11 protein-coding genes and 1 tRNA gene are annotated in these 16,897 nt (G+C 65.3%); all 12 read left to right on the top strand.

Annotated features, from left to right (window positions below):
- Positions 1-128 precede the first annotated feature (128 nt).
- The 12 genes from TX83_RS03730 to fusA all read left to right on the top strand — a co-directional run bounded on the left by TX83_RS03730 (position 129) and on the right by fusA (position 16,683).
- Positions 129-204: transfer RNA gene (locus TX83_RS03730), tRNA-Trp, on the top strand.
- Positions 205-301: 97 nt separating this feature from the next.
- Positions 302-682, top strand: a complete 381-nt coding sequence (secE, locus tag TX83_RS03725; protein WP_064746590.1) for a preprotein translocase subunit SecE — start codon at positions 302-304, stop codon at positions 680-682.
- A gap of 13 nt (positions 683-695) precedes the next feature.
- Entirely contained in the window at positions 696-1,271 is a 576-nt protein-coding gene (nusG, locus tag TX83_RS03720) for a transcription termination/antitermination protein NusG (protein WP_064746589.1), read from the top strand.
- Between the two features lie 251 nt (positions 1,272-1,522).
- The gene (gene rplK, locus TX83_RS03715; RefSeq protein ID WP_057948565.1) at positions 1,523-1,951 is read left to right on the top strand and encodes a 50S ribosomal protein L11; all 429 of its coding nucleotides are present in this window, start codon (positions 1,523-1,525) and stop codon (positions 1,949-1,951) included.
- A 3-nt stretch (positions 1,952-1,954) separates the two neighbouring features.
- Entirely contained in the window at positions 1,955-2,653 is a 699-nt protein-coding gene (gene rplA, locus TX83_RS03710; protein WP_064746588.1) for a 50S ribosomal protein L1, read from the top strand.
- Between the two features lie 569 nt (positions 2,654-3,222).
- A complete protein-coding gene (gene rplJ, locus TX83_RS03705) occupies positions 3,223-3,756 on the top strand; it encodes a 50S ribosomal protein L10 (RefSeq protein ID WP_064746587.1) in 534 nt (177 codons plus the stop codon).
- Between the two features lie 71 nt (positions 3,757-3,827).
- The gene (gene rplL / locus TX83_RS03700; RefSeq protein ID WP_064746586.1) at positions 3,828-4,202 is read left to right on the top strand and encodes a 50S ribosomal protein L7/L12; all 375 of its coding nucleotides are present in this window, start codon (positions 3,828-3,830) and stop codon (positions 4,200-4,202) included.
- 337 nt (positions 4,203-4,539) lie between these two features.
- Positions 4,540-8,703: a DNA-directed RNA polymerase subunit beta gene (gene rpoB / locus TX83_RS03695; RefSeq protein ID WP_064746585.1), complete on the top strand. Its 4,164-nt coding sequence runs from the start codon at positions 4,540-4,542 to the stop codon at positions 8,701-8,703.
- Positions 8,704-8,821: 118 nt separating this feature from the next.
- A complete protein-coding gene (gene rpoC, locus TX83_RS03690) occupies positions 8,822-13,045 on the top strand; it encodes a DNA-directed RNA polymerase subunit beta' (RefSeq protein ID WP_064746584.1) in 4,224 nt (1,407 codons plus the stop codon).
- Between the two features lie 456 nt (positions 13,046-13,501).
- Positions 13,502-13,876: a 30S ribosomal protein S12 gene (gene rpsL, locus TX83_RS03685; protein WP_064746583.1), complete on the top strand. Its 375-nt coding sequence runs from the start codon at positions 13,502-13,504 to the stop codon at positions 13,874-13,876.
- A gap of 80 nt (positions 13,877-13,956) precedes the next feature.
- The gene (rpsG, locus tag TX83_RS03680) at positions 13,957-14,424 is read left to right on the top strand and encodes a 30S ribosomal protein S7 (protein WP_064746582.1); all 468 of its coding nucleotides are present in this window, start codon (positions 13,957-13,959) and stop codon (positions 14,422-14,424) included.
- A gap of 141 nt (positions 14,425-14,565) precedes the next feature.
- Positions 14,566-16,683 carry an elongation factor G gene (fusA, locus tag TX83_RS03675; protein ID WP_064746581.1) on the top strand — a complete coding sequence of 706 codons (2,118 nt, stop codon included), beginning with the start codon at positions 14,566-14,568 and terminating at the stop codon, positions 16,681-16,683.
- Positions 16,684-16,897 lie beyond the last annotated feature (214 nt).

Here is a 16,897-nt window from a genome sequence, read left to right as displayed (position 1 = left end):
CGGGGTCGCCGCAGGCCGCGAACGGCGGGCCGGCAACCCGGTCCGCCTTCGTTGTTTGCAACACCCGACAACCGGCCGCCGGCCGCCCCCTTGCGGTGGGCCGAATCGGGCCTAAGATTTCAAGACGTACGCCAGTAGCTCAATTGGCAGAGCAGCGGTCTCCAAAACCGCAGGTTGGGGGTTCGAGTCCCTCCTGGCGTGCCACTCGTTACCGAGCCGTATCGGACGATCCGGCGACTGGATAGCTATTGAAAGGGCCGCGCAGGGATGGGCGGGCTTTCGCGAGGGAATCGCCCCGAGAATGAACAGCAAGGCCGAACAAACCAAATCCGGCGGCGGTGCCGGCGATATCGCCAAGTACGCGGTGGCTCTGCTGCTCGCGGCCGGCGGCGTGTTCGCCTACCTGTGGTTCGAGAACTGGAGCGGTCCGTTGCGCGCCGGCGCGGTTGTCGCCGGTCTGCTTGCGGGCGCCGCGGTGTTCATGCTGACCGCCAAGGGCGCGCAGACCCGCGAGTTCCTGTCCGAATCCCGCTTCGAGCTGCGCAAGGTCGTCTGGCCGACCCGCGAAGAAGCGTTGAAGACCACCTGGGTGGTCATGATCGCCGTCGCCATCCTTAGCCTGATCCTGTCCGGTTTCGATTACGTGATCCAGGCCGCGGTCAAGTTCCTGCTGTCGCGTTGAGGAGACGACCGACGTGAATTCTCACGAAAACAAGCGCTGGTACGTGGTTCACGCGTACTCCGGGTTCGAGAAGTCGGTGGCGCAGGCGCTGCGCGATCGCATCGTTCGTTTCGAAATGCAGGACCGCTTCGGCGACGTCCTGGTCCCGACCGAAGAGGTCGTGGAAATGCGTTCCGGCCAGAAGCGCCGCTCCGAGCGCAAGTTCTTCCCGGGCTATGTCCTCGTCCAGATCGCCACGCACGACGAAGCCGGCATTCCGCGCATCGACAGCGAGAGCTGGCACCTGATCAAGGAAACCCCGAAGGTCATGGGTTTCATCGGCGGCACCGCCGATCGCCCGCTGCCGATCCAGGACAGCGAAGCCGACCGTATCCTGCAGCGCGTTCAGGAAGGCGTCGAGAAGCCGCGTCCGAAGGTGCTGTTCGAAGCCGGCGAAATGGTCCGGGTCATCGACGGCCCGTTCGTCGACTTCAACGGCGTGGTCGAGGAAATCAATTACGAGAAGAGCCGCCTGCGCGTCGCAGTGCTGATCTTCGGCCGCTCGACCCCGGTCGAGCTGGAATTCGGCCAGGTCGAGAAGGCGACCTGAGCCCCGCCGGCCTTCGGGCCGGCCCCGGGCTGCAAAGCCCAAAAAATCTGATATAGTGTGCGGCTCGCTACCCTGGTTGTGGCGGGCTTTGCCTGTTCAGCTGTCTCCTTGGTCCTTTCCGGGTCCGGGGCGGCGTCAGCCCGAAGCCCGGTTTCCGTGGGCCGCAGGATTCAAACGCGATGCCGGAACGCGCGATTTCCGGCCCGATGGGGAGCCTGCGGTCAAGGCGCTAGCACCCGGAGAGCACATCAATGGCAAAGAAAGTAGTCGGCTACATCAAGCTGCAGGTCAAGGCCGGTCAGGCCAATCCCTCGCCGCCGGTCGGTCCTGCGCTGGGTCAGCGCGGCCTGAACATCATGGAGTTCTGCAAGGCGTTCAACGCCGCGACCTCCAAGCTCGAGCCGGGTCTGCCGACCCCGGTCATCATCACGGCCTACTCGGACCGTACCTTCACCTTCGTCACCAAGAGCACCCCGGCTTCGGTGCTGCTCAAGAAGGCGGCCGGCATCACCTCGGGCTCCAAGCGCCCGAACACCGACAAGGTGGGCAAGGTGACCCGCGCCCAGCTCGAAGCCATTGCCAAGCAGAAGGAAGCCGACCTGACGGCGGCCGACCTGGATGCGGCGGTGAAGACGATTGCGGGTTCGGCCCGCAGCATGGGCCTGGTGGTGGAGGGTTAAGACATGGCGATGACCAAGCGCGAAAAAGCAATCAAGGCCGCCGTGGTTCCGGGCAAGGCCTATCCGTTCGAAGAAGCGGTCAAGATCGTCAAGACCGCCACCAAGGCCAAGTTCGTCGAGTCCGTCGACGTCTCCGTCCGTCTGGGCGTGGACGCGAAGAAGTCCGACCAGCAGGTGCGCGGTTCGACCGTGCTGCCGGCCGGCACCGGCAAGAGCGTGCGCGTGGCGGTGTTCGCCCCGGCGGGCGCCAAGGCCGACGAAGCCCTGGCCGCCGGCGCGGAAGCCGTGGGCATGGACGACCTGGCCGAGAAGATGCAGGCCGGCGACCTGAACTACGACGTCGTCATCGCGACCCCGGACGCCATGCGCGTCGTCGGTAAGCTCGGCCAGGTGCTGGGCCCGCGCGGCCTGATGCCGAACCCGAAGGTCGGCACCGTTTCGCCGAACCCGGCCGAAGCGGTCAAGAACGCCAAGGGCGGCCAGGTGCGTTACCGCACCGACAAGGCCGGCATCATCCACTGCACCATCGGCAAGGTCTCGTTCGAAGACGGTTCGCTGAAGGACAACCTGCAGGCGCTGCTGCTCGACCTGATCAAGGCCAAGCCGTCCGCCGCCAAGGGCCAGTACCTGCAGAAGATCTCGATCAGCTCGACCATGGGCCCGGGCGTGATCGTCGACCAGGCTTCGCTGACCCTGAAGTGACGTCCCGGCGCGCTCGCGCATAGCGCGAGCGCGCTGGCCGAGACCTTATCCCCGCGAAGGCGGGGCCGGAGCCGCCGAACTCCGGTGGCAATCGACGAATACCGGGTTCCGCCTCGCCGCGGAACCCAAGCGAAACAAAAGGCGAACGGCGATCCAGTGCCGTCCGCCGAAACTTTTGAGGGCCATCGCCCAGGGGCAACCCGAAGCGATCGCCGTCAAAGACCGCAGGCGCGGTTCAGCGCGTACCGACGACGGGCAGGGAAGCTCGACACGGCAAGGAGTCGCCGTCGGTACTAGCGAAACCGCTTAATTCGGACTCTTCGGAGCCGGGCCGGCGTAGATGGTGCCGCCCCTGAATCTTTTTCAGGAAAGGCCACCACCGGGATGCCGAAGGGCATCCCCGGCGCCAAGGACGGTCGCCGCCCAGGACCGCAAGCGGCAGGAGCCGTGAGCGGAATAGAAGGAGCCGAGATTGGCCATTCGGGATCAAGGATTGGCAAAGCCGAGCGAAAGCCGGTTTCGCGAATCCCGAATCCCCAATTCCGAATCCCGGCTTTAGGAGGAGTGCAATGGCTCTTAATCTGTCTCAGAAGCAAGAAGTAGTCGCCGAGCTGGCAGAAGTCGCCGCGAAGGCCCACTCCTTGGTTGCTGCCGAGTACGCGGGCATCACGGTCGGTCAGATGACCGCGATGCGCAAGAAGGCTCGCGAAACCGGTGTGTACTTGCGTGTCGTCAAGAACACCCTGGCCGCGCGCGCTGTGGCCGGTACCGAATACGAGTGCGTCCAGGACAAGCTCGTCGGTCCGCTGCTGTATGCGTTCTCGACCGAAGAACCCGGCGCCGCCGGGCGTCTGATCAAGGAATTCGCCAAGGGTAACGACAAGCTGCAGCCGAAGGTCGTCGCCATGGGCGGTCAGGTCTATCCGGCCAGCCACGTCGAAGTCCTCGCCTCGCTGCCGACCCTCGACCAGGCCCTGGCCATGCTGGCCCGCGTCCTGTCCGAACCCGCCAGCATGTTCGCCCGCGCCGTCAAGGCCGTGGCCGACAAGCAGGGCGGCGGCGAAGTCGCTGCCGAAGCGCCGGCCGAGGCGGAACCGGCCTGATCGCCGGCCCGCATTCGCGACCGCTTCACTGAACCCGATTCGAAAGATCACAATTTCCTGAGGTAATACACATGTCCCTTTCCAACGAACAGATCGTCGACGCCATCGCCGAAAAGACCCTGATGGAAGTCATGGAACTGGTCAAGGCGATCGAAGAGAAGTTCGGCGTCACCGCCGCTGCTCCGGTCGTCGTCTCCGGCGGTCCGGCCGCCGACGCCGCTCCGGTCGAAGAGCAGACCGAGTTCAACGTCATCCTGAAGGCCGCCGGCGACAAGAAGGTCGAGGTCATCAAGGCCGTCCGCGCCATCACCGGCCTGGGCCTGAAGGAAGCCAAGGACCTGGTCGAAGGCGCTCCGCAGACCGTCAAGGAAGCCGTCTCGAAGGACGACGCTGCCAAGATGAAGAAGGACCTCGAAGCCGCTGGCGCGACTGTCGAAGTCAAGTAAGCGTTACTTGCGTCGCCGTTTTTCTTTGGCGACCACCGAAGGCTGGGGACGGAAGTCCCCGGCCTTTGGCCGTTCCACGGGATTGGAGATTCGGGATTCGGGATTCGCAAAAGCCTGGGCTTGAGCGAGTCCCGAATCCCGAATCCCCAATCCCGGCTTCACCGAGTTGTCAGTCGGAAGTAGCGGGAGAGGGCGTGCTGGTGCCGGCAATACCAGCGACTTCCCACTGGCAATTTTTACGTCATTAGTCCCCACGAGCCGCGGACGCGCGGTTCGCCCGGAAATCCGCCGACGGCGGTTTTCCCGGCCCATTAGCTAATCGAGGCGGTAGCTCACCATGACCACAGCTTCCACGAACTATTCGTTCACCGAAAAGAAGCGAATCCGCAAGGACTTCGGCAAGCGCAAGTCCATCCTCGAAGTTCCCTTCCTGCTCGCGATCCAGGTCGACTCCTACCGCGAATTCCTGCAGGAACACGCCGACCCGGCCAAGCGCGCCGATCGCGGCCTGCACGCGGCCCTCAAGTCGGTGTTCCCGATCTCCAGCTACAGCGGCAACGCCGCGCTCGAATACGTCGGCTACAAGCTCGGCGACCCGGTGTTCGACGAGCGCGAATGCCGCAACCGCGGTCTGTCCTACGGCGCCCCGCTGCGCGTGACCGTGCGCCTGGTGATCTACGACCGCGAGTCGTCGACCAAGGCCATCAAGTACGTCAAGGAGCAGGAAGTCTACATGGGCGAGATTCCGCTCATGACCGACAACGGCACCTTCATCGTCAACGGCACCGAGCGCGTCATCGTCTCGCAGCTGCACCGTTCGCCGGGCGTGTTCTTCGACCACGACCGCGGCAAGACCCACAGCTCGGGCAAGCTGCTGTACAGCGCCCGCATCATTCCCTACCGCGGCTCCTGGCTGGACTTCGAGTTCGACCCGAAGGACGCCCTGTTCACCCGTATCGACCGTCGCCGCAAGTTGCCGGTGACCGTGCTGCTGCGCGCGCTCGGTTACAACAACGAGGAGATGCTGAACGAGTTCTTCGAGATCAACACCTTCCACATCATGCCCGAGGGCGTGCAGTGGGAACTGGTCTCCGAGCGCCTGCGCGGCGAAACCCTCGACTTCGACCTCGCCGACGGCGACCGGGTCATCGTCGAGGCCGGCAAGCGCGTCACCGCCCGCCACGTCAAGCAGCTCGAGCAGTCGGGCATCGAAGCCCTGGCCGTGCCGGACAGCTACCTGGTCGGCCGCATCCTCTCCCACGACGTGGTCGACACCAAGTCGGGCGAGCTGCTGGCTTCGGCGAACGACGAAATCCACGACGACCACCTGGTCGCGTTCCGCCGCGCCGGCATCGAGTCGGTCGGCACCATCTGGGTCAACGACCTCGACCGCGGTCCGTACATCTCCAACACCCTGCGCATCGACCCGTCGAAGACGCAGCTGGAAGCGCTGGTCGAAATCTACCGGATGATGCGTCCGGGCGAGCCGCCGACCAAGGACGCCGCGCAGAACCTGTTCCACAACCTGTTCTTCACCTTCGAGCGCTACGACCTGTCGGGCGTGGGCCGGATGAAGTTCAACCGCCGCATCGGCCGCAAGGAAACCACCGGCGCGTCGGTGCTGTACGACGCCAAGTACTTCGCCGACCGCAAGGACGACGAATCCGTGCGCCTGCGCGGCGAGCTGGGCAACACCTCGGACATCCTCGACGTGATCCGCGTCCTGACCGAGATCCGCAACGGCCGCGGCGTGGTCGACGACATCGACCACCTGGGCAACCGCCGCGTTCGTTCGGTCGGCGAAATGGCCGAGAACACCTTCCGCGTCGGCCTGGTCCGCGTCGAGCGCGCGGTCAAGGAGCGCCTGTCGATGGCCGAGTCCGAAGGCCTGACCCCGCAGGAGCTGATCAACGCCAAGCCGGTGGCCGCCGCGATCAAGGAGTTCTTCGGCTCCTCGCAGCTGTCGCAGTTCATGGACCAGAACAACCCGCTGTCGGAAGTCACCCACAAGCGCCGCGTTTCGGCGCTGGGCCCGGGCGGCTTGACCCGCGAGCGCGCCGGCTTCGAAGTGCGCGACGTGCATCCGACCCACTACGGCCGCGTCTGCACCATCGAAACGCCGGAAGGCCCGAACATCGGCCTGATCAACTCGCTGGCGGTGTTCGCCCGCACCAACCAGTACGGCTTCCTCGAGACGCCGTACCGCAAGGTCGTGGACGGCAAAGTGACCGACGACGTCGAGTTCCTGTCGGCGATCGAAGAGAACGAGTACGTCATCGCCCAGGCCAACGCGCCGCAGGACGAGAAGGGCATGATCACCGCCCAGTTCGTCGCCTGCCGCTTCCAGGGCGAAACCCTGCTCAAGCCGCCGAGCGAGATCCACTTCATGGACGTCTCGCCGATGCAGACCGTGTCGGTCGCGGCCGCGCTGGTCCCGTTCCTGGAGCACGACGACGCCAACCGCGCGCTGATGGGCGCGAACATGCAGCGTCAGGCCGTTCCGACCCTGCGCGCGCAGAAGCCGCTGGTCGGCACCGGCATCGAGCGCGCCGTGGCGCGCGACTCGGGCGTGACCGTGAACGCCAAGCGCGGCGGCGTGATCGAGCAGGTCGACGCCGGCCGCATCGTGGTCAAGGTCGTCGATGAGGAGATCTCCGGCGTCACCGACGCGGGCGTCGACATCTACAACCTGATCAAGTACACCCGCTCCAACCAGAACACCTGCATCAACCAGCGTCCGCTGGTGAAGGTGGGCGACGTGGTGGCGCGCGGCGACGTGCTGGCCGACGGTCCCTCGACCGACATCGGCGAGCTGGCGCTGGGCCAGAACATGCTGGTCGCGTTCATGCCGTGGAACGGCTACAACTTCGAAGACTCGATCCTGCTCTCCGAGCGCGTGGTCGAAGAGGATCGCTACACCACGATCCACATCGAAGAGCTGACCTGCGTCGCGCGCGACACCAAGCTGGGGCCGGAAGAAATCTCCGCCGACATCCCGAACGTCTCCGAGCAGGCGCTGAACCGCCTCGACGAGTCGGGCGTGGTCTACATCGGCGCCGAAGTGCGCGCCGGCGACATCCTGGTCGGCAAGGTCACGCCGAAGGGCGAGTCGCAGCTGACTCCGGAAGAGAAGCTGCTGCGCGCGATCTTCGGCGAGAAGGCGTCCGACGTTAAGGACAGCTCGCTGCGCGTGCCGCCGGGCATGGACGGCACCGTCATCGACGTGCAGGTCTTCACCCGCGACGGCATCGAGAAGGACAAGCGCGCCCGCCAGATCGAAGAGTCGGAAATCCGCCGGGTCAAGAAGGACTTCGACGACCAGTTCCGCATCCTCGAAGCGGCGATCTACGACCGCCTGCGCTCGCAGCTGATCGGCAAGATCGCCAACGGCGGCGCCGGCCTGAAGAAGGGCGACACCGTCACCTCGCTGGTGCTGGACGGCCTGAAGAAGTCCGACTGGTTCACCCTGCGCATGAAGGACGAGGAAGCGATCGAGGCGATCGAGCGCGCGCAGAAGCAGATCGAAGTCCACCAGAAGGAATTCGAGCGCCGCTTCGCCGACAAGCGCGGCAAGATCACCCAGGGCGACGATCTCGCTCCGGGCGTGCTGAAGATGGTCAAGGTGTTCCTGGCCGTTAAGCGCCGCATCCAGCCGGGCGACAAGATGGCCGGCCGCCACGGCAACAAGGGCGTCGTGTCGACCATCGTGCCGGTCGAGGACATGCCGTACGCCGCCGACGGCCAGACCGTCGATATCGTGCTGAACCCGCTGGGCGTGCCGTCGCGTATGAACATCGGTCAGATCCTCGAGGTGCATCTGGGCTGGGCCGCCAAGGGCCTGGGCCAGAAGATCCAGCGCATGCTGGAGGCGCAGCAGAAGATCGCCGAGCTGCGCAAGTTCCTCGACGAGATCTACAACCACGACAACAAGCTGCACGGCCAGCGCGTCGACCTGAAGCAGTTCAGCGACGACGAGCTGCTGACGCTGGCGCGCAACCTGACCGACGGCGTGCCGATGGCGACCCCGGTGTTCGACGGCGCGGCCGAGGTCGAGATCAAGAAGATGCTCGAGCTCGCCGACCTGCCGACCGGCGGCCAGACCATCCTGCACGACGGCCGTACCGGCGAAGCGTTCGAGCGCCCGGTGACCATCGGCTACATGCACATGCTGAAGCTGAACCACCTGGTCGACGACAAGATGCACGCCCGTTCGACCGGTCCGTACTCGCTCGTCACCCAGCAGCCGCTGGGCGGCAAGGCGCAGTTCGGCGGCCAGCGTTTTGGCGAAATGGAAGTCTGGGCGCTGGAAGCCTACGGCGCGGCCTACACCCTGCAGGAAATGCTGACGGTGAAGTCCGACGACGTGCAGGGCCGCAACCAGATGTACAAGAACATCGTCGACGGCGAGTACGAGATGGTCGCCGGCATGCCGGAGTCCTTCAACGTGCTGGTGAAGGAAATCCGCTCGCTGGCCATCAACATGGAGCTGGAAGAGAACTGAGCGCGGTGATTGGGGATTCGGGATTCGGGATTGGCAAGGCGAACGCCTGCGGTCCCGATCCCTCGAGTCCCCGCTTCAACGAATCTCGATTCTCTAATCCCGAATCCCGGAGTCACACATGAAAGACTTGCTCAATCTCTTCAACCAGCAGCGTCCCGCGCTGGACTTCGATGCGATCAAGATCGCGCTGGCCTCGCCGGACCTGATCCGTTCGTGGTCGTTCGGCGAAGTGAAGAAGCCGGAAACCATCAACTACCGCACCTTCAAGCCCGAGCGCGACGGCCTGTTCTGCGCCGCCATCTTCGGTCCGATCAAGGATTACGAGTGCCTGTGCGGCAAGTACAAGCGCATGAAGCACCGCGGCGTGGTCTGCGAGAAGTGCGGCACCGAAGTGACCCTGGCCAAGGTGCGCCGCGAGCGCATGGGCCACATCGACCTGGCCTCGCCGGTCGCGCACATCTGGTTCCTCAAGTCGCTGCCGTCGCGCATCGGCCTGATGCTGGACATGACCCTGCGCGACATCGAGCGCATCCTGTACTTCGAAGCCTACGTCGTGACCGAGCCGGGCCTGACCCCGATGGAGCGCGGCAACCTGCTGACCGAAGAACAGTACCTGCAGGCGCGCCAGGAGCACGGCGACGACTTCGAGGCCGCGATGGGCGCCGAGGCGGTCTACGACCTGCTGCGCACCATCGACCTGCAGTCGGAAATGCTGCAGCTGAAGGAAGAGATCGCCTCGACCAACAGCGAAACCAAGCTCAAGCGCCTGACCAAGCGGATCAAGCTGGTCGAAGCCTTCCTCGAGTCCGGCAACCGTCCGGAGTGGATGGTCATGACCGTGCTGCCGGTGCTGCCGCCGGACCTGCGTCCGCTGGTGCCGCTGGACGGCGGCCGCTTCGCGACCTCCGACCTGAACGATCTGTACCGCCGCGTCATCAACCGCAACAACCGCCTGCGCCGCCTGCTCGAACTCAACGCGCCCGACATCATCGTGCGCAACGAGAAGCGCATGCTGCAGGAATCGGTCGACGCGCTGATGGACAACGGCCGCCGCGGCCGCGCCATCACCGGCACCAACAAGCGCCCGCTCAAGTCGCTCGCCGACATGATCAAGGGCAAGCAGGGCCGGTTCCGCCAGAACCTGCTCGGCAAGCGCGTGGACTACTCGGGCCGTTCGGTCATCGTGGTCGGCCCGACCCTGCGCCTGCACGAGTGCGGCCTGCCCAAGAAGATGGCGCTTGAGCTGTTCAAGCCCTTCATCTTCGCCAAGCTGCAGCGCCGCGGCCTGGCCACCACCATCAAAGCGGCCAAGAAGCTGGTCGAGCGCGAAGAGCCGGAAGTCTGGGACATCCTCGAAGAGGTGATCCGCGAGCATCCGGTGCTGCTGAACCGCGCCCCGACCCTGCACCGCCTCGGCATCCAGGCGTTCGAGCCGGTGCTGATCGAAGGCAAGGCGATCCAGCTGCACCCGCTGGTCTGCACCGCGTTCAACGCCGACTTCGACGGCGACCAGATGGCCGTGCACGTGCCGCTGAGCCTGGAGGCCCAGCTGGAAGCGCGCGCGTTGATGATGGCGTCGAACAACATCCTGTCGCCGGCCAACGGCGAGCCGATCATCGTGCCGTCGCAGGACGTCGTGCTCGGCCTGTACTACATGACCCGCGCCCTGGAGAACAAGGCGGGCGAGGGCATGGCGTTCGCCAACGTGGCCGAAGTCAAGCGCGCCTATGACAACCGCGTCGTGCAGCTGCACGCCAAGGTCAAGGTCCGCATCAGCGAGACCGTGATCAACGAGGACGGCACCCGCGAGCAGAAGACCTCGGTCGTCGACACCACCGTCGGCCGCGCCCTGCTGCGCGAGATCCTGCCGGAAGGCCTGCCGTTCGCGCTGGCCAACACCGAGCTGACCAAGAAGAACATCAGCCGCCTGATCAACTCCTGCTACCGCATGCTCGGCCTGAAGGACACGGTCGTGTTCGCCGACCGCCTGATGTACACCGGCTTCGGGTACGCGACCCGCGCCGGCGTGTCGATCGGCATCGACGACATGATCATCCCGGGCGAGAAGAAGGGCATCCTGGCCGAGGCCGAGTCGGAAGTGCTGGAAATCCAGCAGCAGTACCAGTCCGGCCTGGTCACCGCGGGCGAGCGCTACAACAAGGTCGTCGACATCTGGTCGCGCACCAACGAGCGCGTGGCCAAGGCGATGATGGACGCGATCGGCACCGACACCGTGACCAACGCCAAGGGCGAGTCGGTCCCGCAGAAGTCGATGAACTCGATCTACATCATGGCCGACTCGGGCGCGCGCGGTTCGCAGGCTCAGATCCGTCAGCTGGCCGGTATGCGCGGCCTGATGGCGCGACCGGACGGCTCGATCATCGAAACGCCGATCACCGCGAACTTCCGCGAAGGCCTGAACGTTCTGCAGTACTTCATCTCGACCCACGGCGCTCGTAAGGGCCTGGCGGATACCGCGCTGAAGACCGCGAACTCGGGTTACCTGACCCGTCGACTGGTCGACGTGGCCCAGGACGTGGTCATCACCGAAACCGACTGCGGCACGCTCGAGGGTCTGACCATGACCCCGATCGTCGAAGGCGGCGACGTGGTCGAACCGCTGCGCGACCGCGTGCTCGGCCGCGTCGTGGCCGAGGACGTGTTCCTGCCCGGCAACGACGAGGACCCGATCGTCACCCGCAACACCCTGCTCGACGAAGCCTGGGTGCAGAAGCTGGAAGACGCCAGCGTCCAGTCGATCAAGGTCCGTTCGACCATCACCTGCGAAAGCTCGTTCGGCGTGTGCTCGCACTGCTACGGCCGCGACCTCGGCCGCGGCCACCTGGTCAACCACGGCGAAGCGGTCGGCGTCGTCGCCGCGCAGTCGATCGGCGAGCCCGGCACGCAGCTGACCATGCGTACGTTCCACATCGGCGGCGCGGCTTCGCGAGCGGCGGCGATCGACAACGTCACGGTCAAGACCACCGGTTCGATCAAGTTCAACAACCTCAAGCACGTCGAACACGCCAACGGCCACCTGGTCGCGGTCTCGCGTTCGGGCGAACTGTCGGTGCTCGACCCGCACGGCCGCGAGCGCGAGCGCTACAAGCTGCCGTACGGCGCCACCGTCAGCGTCAAGGACGGCGCCGAGATCAAGGCCGGCCAGACCGTCGCCAACTGGGACCCGCATAACCACCCGATCGTGTCGGAAGTGGCCGGCTTCGTCCGCTTCATCGACTTCGTCGACGGCGTCACCGTCATCGAGAAGACCGACGACCTGACCGGCCTGGCTTCGCGCGAGATCACCGATCCCAAGCGTCGCGGTTCGCAGGGCAAGGATCTGCGCCCGATCGTCCGCATCGTCGACAAGAACGGCAAGGACCTGACCATCCCGGGTACCGACCTGCCGGCGCAGTACCTGCTGCCGCCGCGCTCGGTCGTCAACCTGCAGGACGGCGCGCCGGTCGGCGTCGGCGACGTGGTCGCCAAGATCCCGCAGGAAGCGTCCAAGACCCGCGACATCACCGGCGGTCTGCCGCGCGTGGCCGACCTGTTCGAAGCGCGCAAGCCGAAGGACCCGGCGATCCTGGCCGAGGTTTCGGGCATCGTCAGCTTCGGCAAGGACACCAAGGGCAAGCAGCGCCTGATCATCAAGCAGGCCGACGGCAGCGAGCACGAGGAGCTGATTCCCAAGTACCGCCAGATCATCGTGTTCGAAGGCGAGCACGTGGAGAAGGGCGAGACCGTGGTGGACGGCGAACCGAGCCCGCAGGACATCCTGCGCCTGCTCGGCGTCGAGCCGCTGGCCGTGTACCTGACCAAGGAAATCCAGGACGTCTACCGCTTGCAGGGCGTGAAGATCAACGACAAGCACATCGAGGTGATCGTTCGCCAGATGCTGCGCAAGGTCGAGATCGTCGATCAGGGCGACAGCAAGTTCCTCAACGGCGAGCAGGTCGAGCGTCAGCGCCTGATCGAAGAGAACGTGCGCCTGGCCGCCCGCAACGAGATCGTCGCCAAGGTCGACCCGGTCCTGCTCGGCATCACCAAGGCCTCGCTGGCGACCGAGTCGTTCATCTCGGCGGCCTCGTTCCAGGAGACCACCCGCGTCCTCACCGAGGCGGCGGTGCGCGGTACCCGCGACGGCCTGCGCGGCCTGAAGGAGAACGTGATCGTCGGTCGCCTGATCCCGGCCGGTACCGGCCTGGCGTACCACAACCAGCGCCGCAAGAACGCCTCGGGTCTGACCGACTCGGAGATGGAAGCGCTGGCCGGTCCGGTGAGCGTCGCAGCCGAGGCTCCGGCCGCGGCCGAGACGGTCGCCGGCGACGACGCCGAGTAAGCCGGGTCGTCGCGCTCCGGTCCGGCCACCAGGCCGGGCCGGCGCCGGTTCCATCACCAAGCTCAGGGCAAGGCGGGCAGCGATGCCCGCCTTGTTTTTTGCCCGACGGCCTGGCCGTGAGCTGCTGAACAGGGCTTGGGGGGGAGGGCACGGGGCTGGCAAGTCTTGCCGGACGTGCTAGACTCGCGAATCGGATTGGACCTCATGGGTCCTAATCCCAGATCACGAAATTAGGCGCAGGGAGCGCCTAGTGTTCGGCCCAGGGTAGGGCGGGATCAATCGAATAAGGATCGGAACTGGCGCTGCCGCAGCGCTGGTTTTGCCTGTTCGCGCTGCCTGCGTTGACGGAAACGTTAAGCGCGGGCTATACTTTTTCGTCTCGGCGGGTCGGGTGCATTCGGCTTGCCGTTCGTTTCTCACGAAGCGGCCGCCCGGCCCCTCAATCAAGAGTTCCAGATGGCAACCATCAATCAGCTCGTCCGCAAGCCGCGGCAGGCGACCACCTACAAGAGCACCTCGCCGGCGCTCGCGAACTGCCCGCAGCGTCGCGGCGTTTGCACCCGCGTCTACACCACCACCCCGAAGAAGCCGAACTCGGCGCTGCGCAAGGTCGCCAAGGTGCGCCTGACCAACGGTTACGAAGTCATTTCGTACATCGGCGGCGAAGGCCACAACCTGCAGGAGCACTCGGTGGTGCTGATCCGCGGCGGCCGCGTCAAGGACCTGCCGGGCGTGCGTTACCACACCGTGCGCGGCTCGCTCGACGCCGCCGGCGTCGCCAAGCGTCGCCAGGGCCGTTCCAAGTACGGCGCCAAGCGTCCGAAGTCCTAAGCGCGTCGCTGCCCAGGCGCGCGCGATGCGCCGCCGCCCGCAAGCACGTTTGTCAAGAATCACGAGAATAGGTACGCACCATGTCGCGTAAAGGTTCCACCCCGCAGCGTTCGGTTCTGCCCGATCCCAAGCACGGCAGCGAGACGATCGCGCGCTTCATCAATATGGTCATGCAGAGCGGCAAGAAGTCCGTCGCCGAGAAGATCGTCTACGGCGCGATGGACGTCATCGGCGAGAAGAATCCGAATGCCCTCGAGCTGGTCGAGAAGGCGCTGACCAACGTTTCGCCGTCGGTCGAAGTGAAGTCGCGCCGCGTCGGCGGCGCCACCTACCAGGTGCCGGTCGAAGTGCGCTCCTCGCGCCGCATGGCGCTGGCCATGCGCTGGCTGATCGAGTCCGCCCGCAAGCGCGGCGAAAGCTCGATGCCGCGCAAGCTCGCCGCCGAACTGCTCGACGCCTCCGAGAACCGCGGCGCGGCGATCAAGAAGCGCGAAGAAACGCACCGCATGGCGGAAGCGAACCGCGCGTTCGCCCACTACCGCTGGTGATCGCGGCGCCCTGACGACAGGGCCTTCGCAACATCCGCATGAGATGTTGCCGCGGCGGCTTCGAGGCCGCCTAGCGAACCGGAGGCCGCCGATAAGGCGGCGTCCGGCCATCTGGAATTCGAAAACTTACGAGAGGGTCCCGTGGCTCGCACCACTCCCATCGAGCGTTACCGCAACTTCGGCATCATGGCCCACATCGATGCCGGCAAGACCACCACGTCGGAACGCATCCTGTTCTACACCGGCGTCAGCCACAAGATCGGCGAAGTGCACGAAGGTGCCGCGACGATGGACTGGATGGAGCAGGAACAGGAACGCGGCATCACCATCACGTCGGCGGCGACGACGGCGTTCTGGAAGGGCATGGACAAGTCCCTGCCGGAGCACCGCTTCAACATCATCGATACCCCCGGCCACGTCGACTTCACCATCGAAGTGGAGCGCTCGCTGCGCGTGCTCGACGGCGCGGTGTTCGTGCTGTGCGCCGTCGGCGGCGTGCAGCCGCAGTCCGAGACCGTTTGGCGCCAGGCCAACAAGTACTCGGTGCCGCGCATGGCGTTCGTCAACAAGATGGACCGCACCGGCGCCAACTTCGATAAGGTCGTCGAGCAGCTGAAGGCCCGCCTCGGCGCCTACGCCGTGCCGATGCAGGTGCCGATCGGCGCCGAAGACGGCTTCGAAGGCGTGGTCGACCTGCTGAAGATGAAGGCGATCCATTGGGACGTCGCTTCGCAGGGCACCAAGTTCGAGTACCGCGACATCCCGGCCGACCTGCAGAGCAAGGCCGAGGAAGCCCGCAACTTCATGATCGAAGCCGCGGCCGAAGCCTCGGAAGACCTGATGGAGAAGTACCTGGGCGGCGAAGAGCTGACCGAGGCCGAAATCATCGCCGGTCTGCGCGAGCGCACCCTGCGGGTCGAGATCGTGCCGGTGTTCTGCGGCTCGGCGTTCAAGAACAAGGGCGTGCAGGCCATGCTCGACGGCGTGATCAACCTGCTGCCGTCGCCGGCCGACCGTCCGCCGGTCCAGGGCATCGACGAAGACGAGAAGGAGGACACCCGCAAGGCGTCCGACACCGAGCCGTTCTCGGCGCTGGCGTTCAAGATCATGACCGACCCGTTCGTCGGCTCGCTGACCTTCTTCCGCGTCTACTCGGGCGTGCTGAACTCGGGCGACCAGGTGTACAACCCGGTCAAGTCGAAGAAGGAACGCGTCGGCCGCATCCTGCAGATGCACGCCAACCAGCGCGACGAAATCAAGGAAGTCCGCGCCGGCGACATCGCCGCGGCCGTGGGCCTGAAGGACGTGACCACCGGCGACACGCTGTGCGCGCAGGATCACATCATCACCCTCGAGCGCATGGTGTTCCCGGAGCCCGTCATCTCGATGGCGGTCGAGCCGAAGACCAAGTCGGACCAGGAAAAGATGGGCCTCGCCCTGGGCCGCCTGGCGCAGGAAGATCCCTCGTTCCGCGTGCGCACCGACGAAGAATCGGGCCAGACCATCATCGCCGGCATGGGCGAGCTGCACCTGGACATCATCGTCGACCGCATGCGTCGCGAGTTCAACGTCGAAGCCAACGTCGGCAAGCCGCAGGTGGCGTACCGCGAGACCATCCGCAAGTCGGACGTCAAGTCGGACTACAAGCACGCCAAGCAGTCGGGCGGTAAGGGCCAGTACGGTCACGTCGTGATCGAGCTGTCGCCGATGAACGAAGCCGACAAGGCCAATCCGGACGTCGAGAACGATTTCCTGTTCATCAACGACATCACCGGCGGCGTGATTCCGAAGGAATTCATCCCGGCGGTCGAGAAGGGCCTGCGCGAAACCATCACCAGCGGTCCGCTGGCCGGCTTCCCGGTCGTGGGCGTCAAGGTCAAGCTCGTGTTCGGCTCGTACCACGACGTCGACTCGTCGGAAATGGCGTTCAAGCTCGCCTCGTCGATGGCCTTCAAGGAAGGTTTCCGCAAGGCCGATCCGGTCCTGCTCGAGCCGATGATGAAGGTCGAAGTCGTGACGCCGGAAGAGTACGTCGGCGACGTGATGGGCGACCTGAGCCGTCGTCGCGGCCTGCTCCAGGGCCAGGACGACACGCCGTCGGGCAAGACCATCAACGCGATGGTGCCGCTGGGCGAAATGTTCGGCTACGCGACCACCATCCGCTCGCTGACCCAGGGTCGCGCGACGTTCACGATGGAATTCGATCACTACGCCGAGGCGCCGAACAACATCGCCGAGACCGTGATCAAGAAGGGCTGATAAAGCCGGGATTCGGGTACCGGGGTCCGGGATTCGCGAAGCGGGTTCCGGGTCCGGCCAGGCCGAATCCGATCACAGACAACGGGGCCGGGAGACGCGCTTGCGAATCCCGAATCCCAAACCACGAATCACCGCAATTTAAAGAGAGGCAACCATGGCTAAGGGTAAATTCGAGCGCACCAAGCCGCACGTGAACGTCGGCACGATCGGTCAC

It is taken from the genome of Lysobacter antibioticus HS124 (assembly GCF_000336385.2).
GTDB lineage: Bacteria > Pseudomonadota > Gammaproteobacteria > Xanthomonadales > Xanthomonadaceae > Lysobacter > Lysobacter firmicutimachus.
Note: the sequence above shows the minus strand (reverse complement) of the source record. Positions and strands in the feature narration are given on the sequence as shown.

Excerpts from the sequence above, each read along its gene's own strand:
- rplA (WP_064746588.1), top strand. The coding sequence starts at position 1,955 with ATGGCGATGACCAAGCGCGAAAAAGCAATCAAGGCCGCCGTGGTTCCG.
- rpoC (WP_064746584.1), top strand. The coding sequence starts at position 8,822 with ATGAAAGACTTGCTCAATCTCTTCAACCAGCAGCGTCCCGCGCTGGAC.
- rplL (WP_064746586.1), top strand. The coding sequence starts at position 3,828 with ATGTCCCTTTCCAACGAACAGATCGTCGACGCCATCGCCGAAAAGACC.
- rplJ (WP_064746587.1), top strand. The coding sequence starts at position 3,223 with ATGGCTCTTAATCTGTCTCAGAAGCAAGAAGTAGTCGCCGAGCTGGCA.
- rplK (WP_057948565.1), top strand. The coding sequence starts at position 1,523 with ATGGCAAAGAAAGTAGTCGGCTACATCAAGCTGCAGGTCAAGGCCGGT.
- rpoB (WP_064746585.1), top strand. The coding sequence starts at position 4,540 with ATGACCACAGCTTCCACGAACTATTCGTTCACCGAAAAGAAGCGAATC.
- rpsL (WP_064746583.1), top strand. The coding sequence starts at position 13,502 with ATGGCAACCATCAATCAGCTCGTCCGCAAGCCGCGGCAGGCGACCACC.
- secE (WP_064746590.1), top strand. The coding sequence starts at position 302 with ATGAACAGCAAGGCCGAACAAACCAAATCCGGCGGCGGTGCCGGCGAT.
- rpsG (WP_064746582.1), top strand. The coding sequence starts at position 13,957 with ATGTCGCGTAAAGGTTCCACCCCGCAGCGTTCGGTTCTGCCCGATCCC.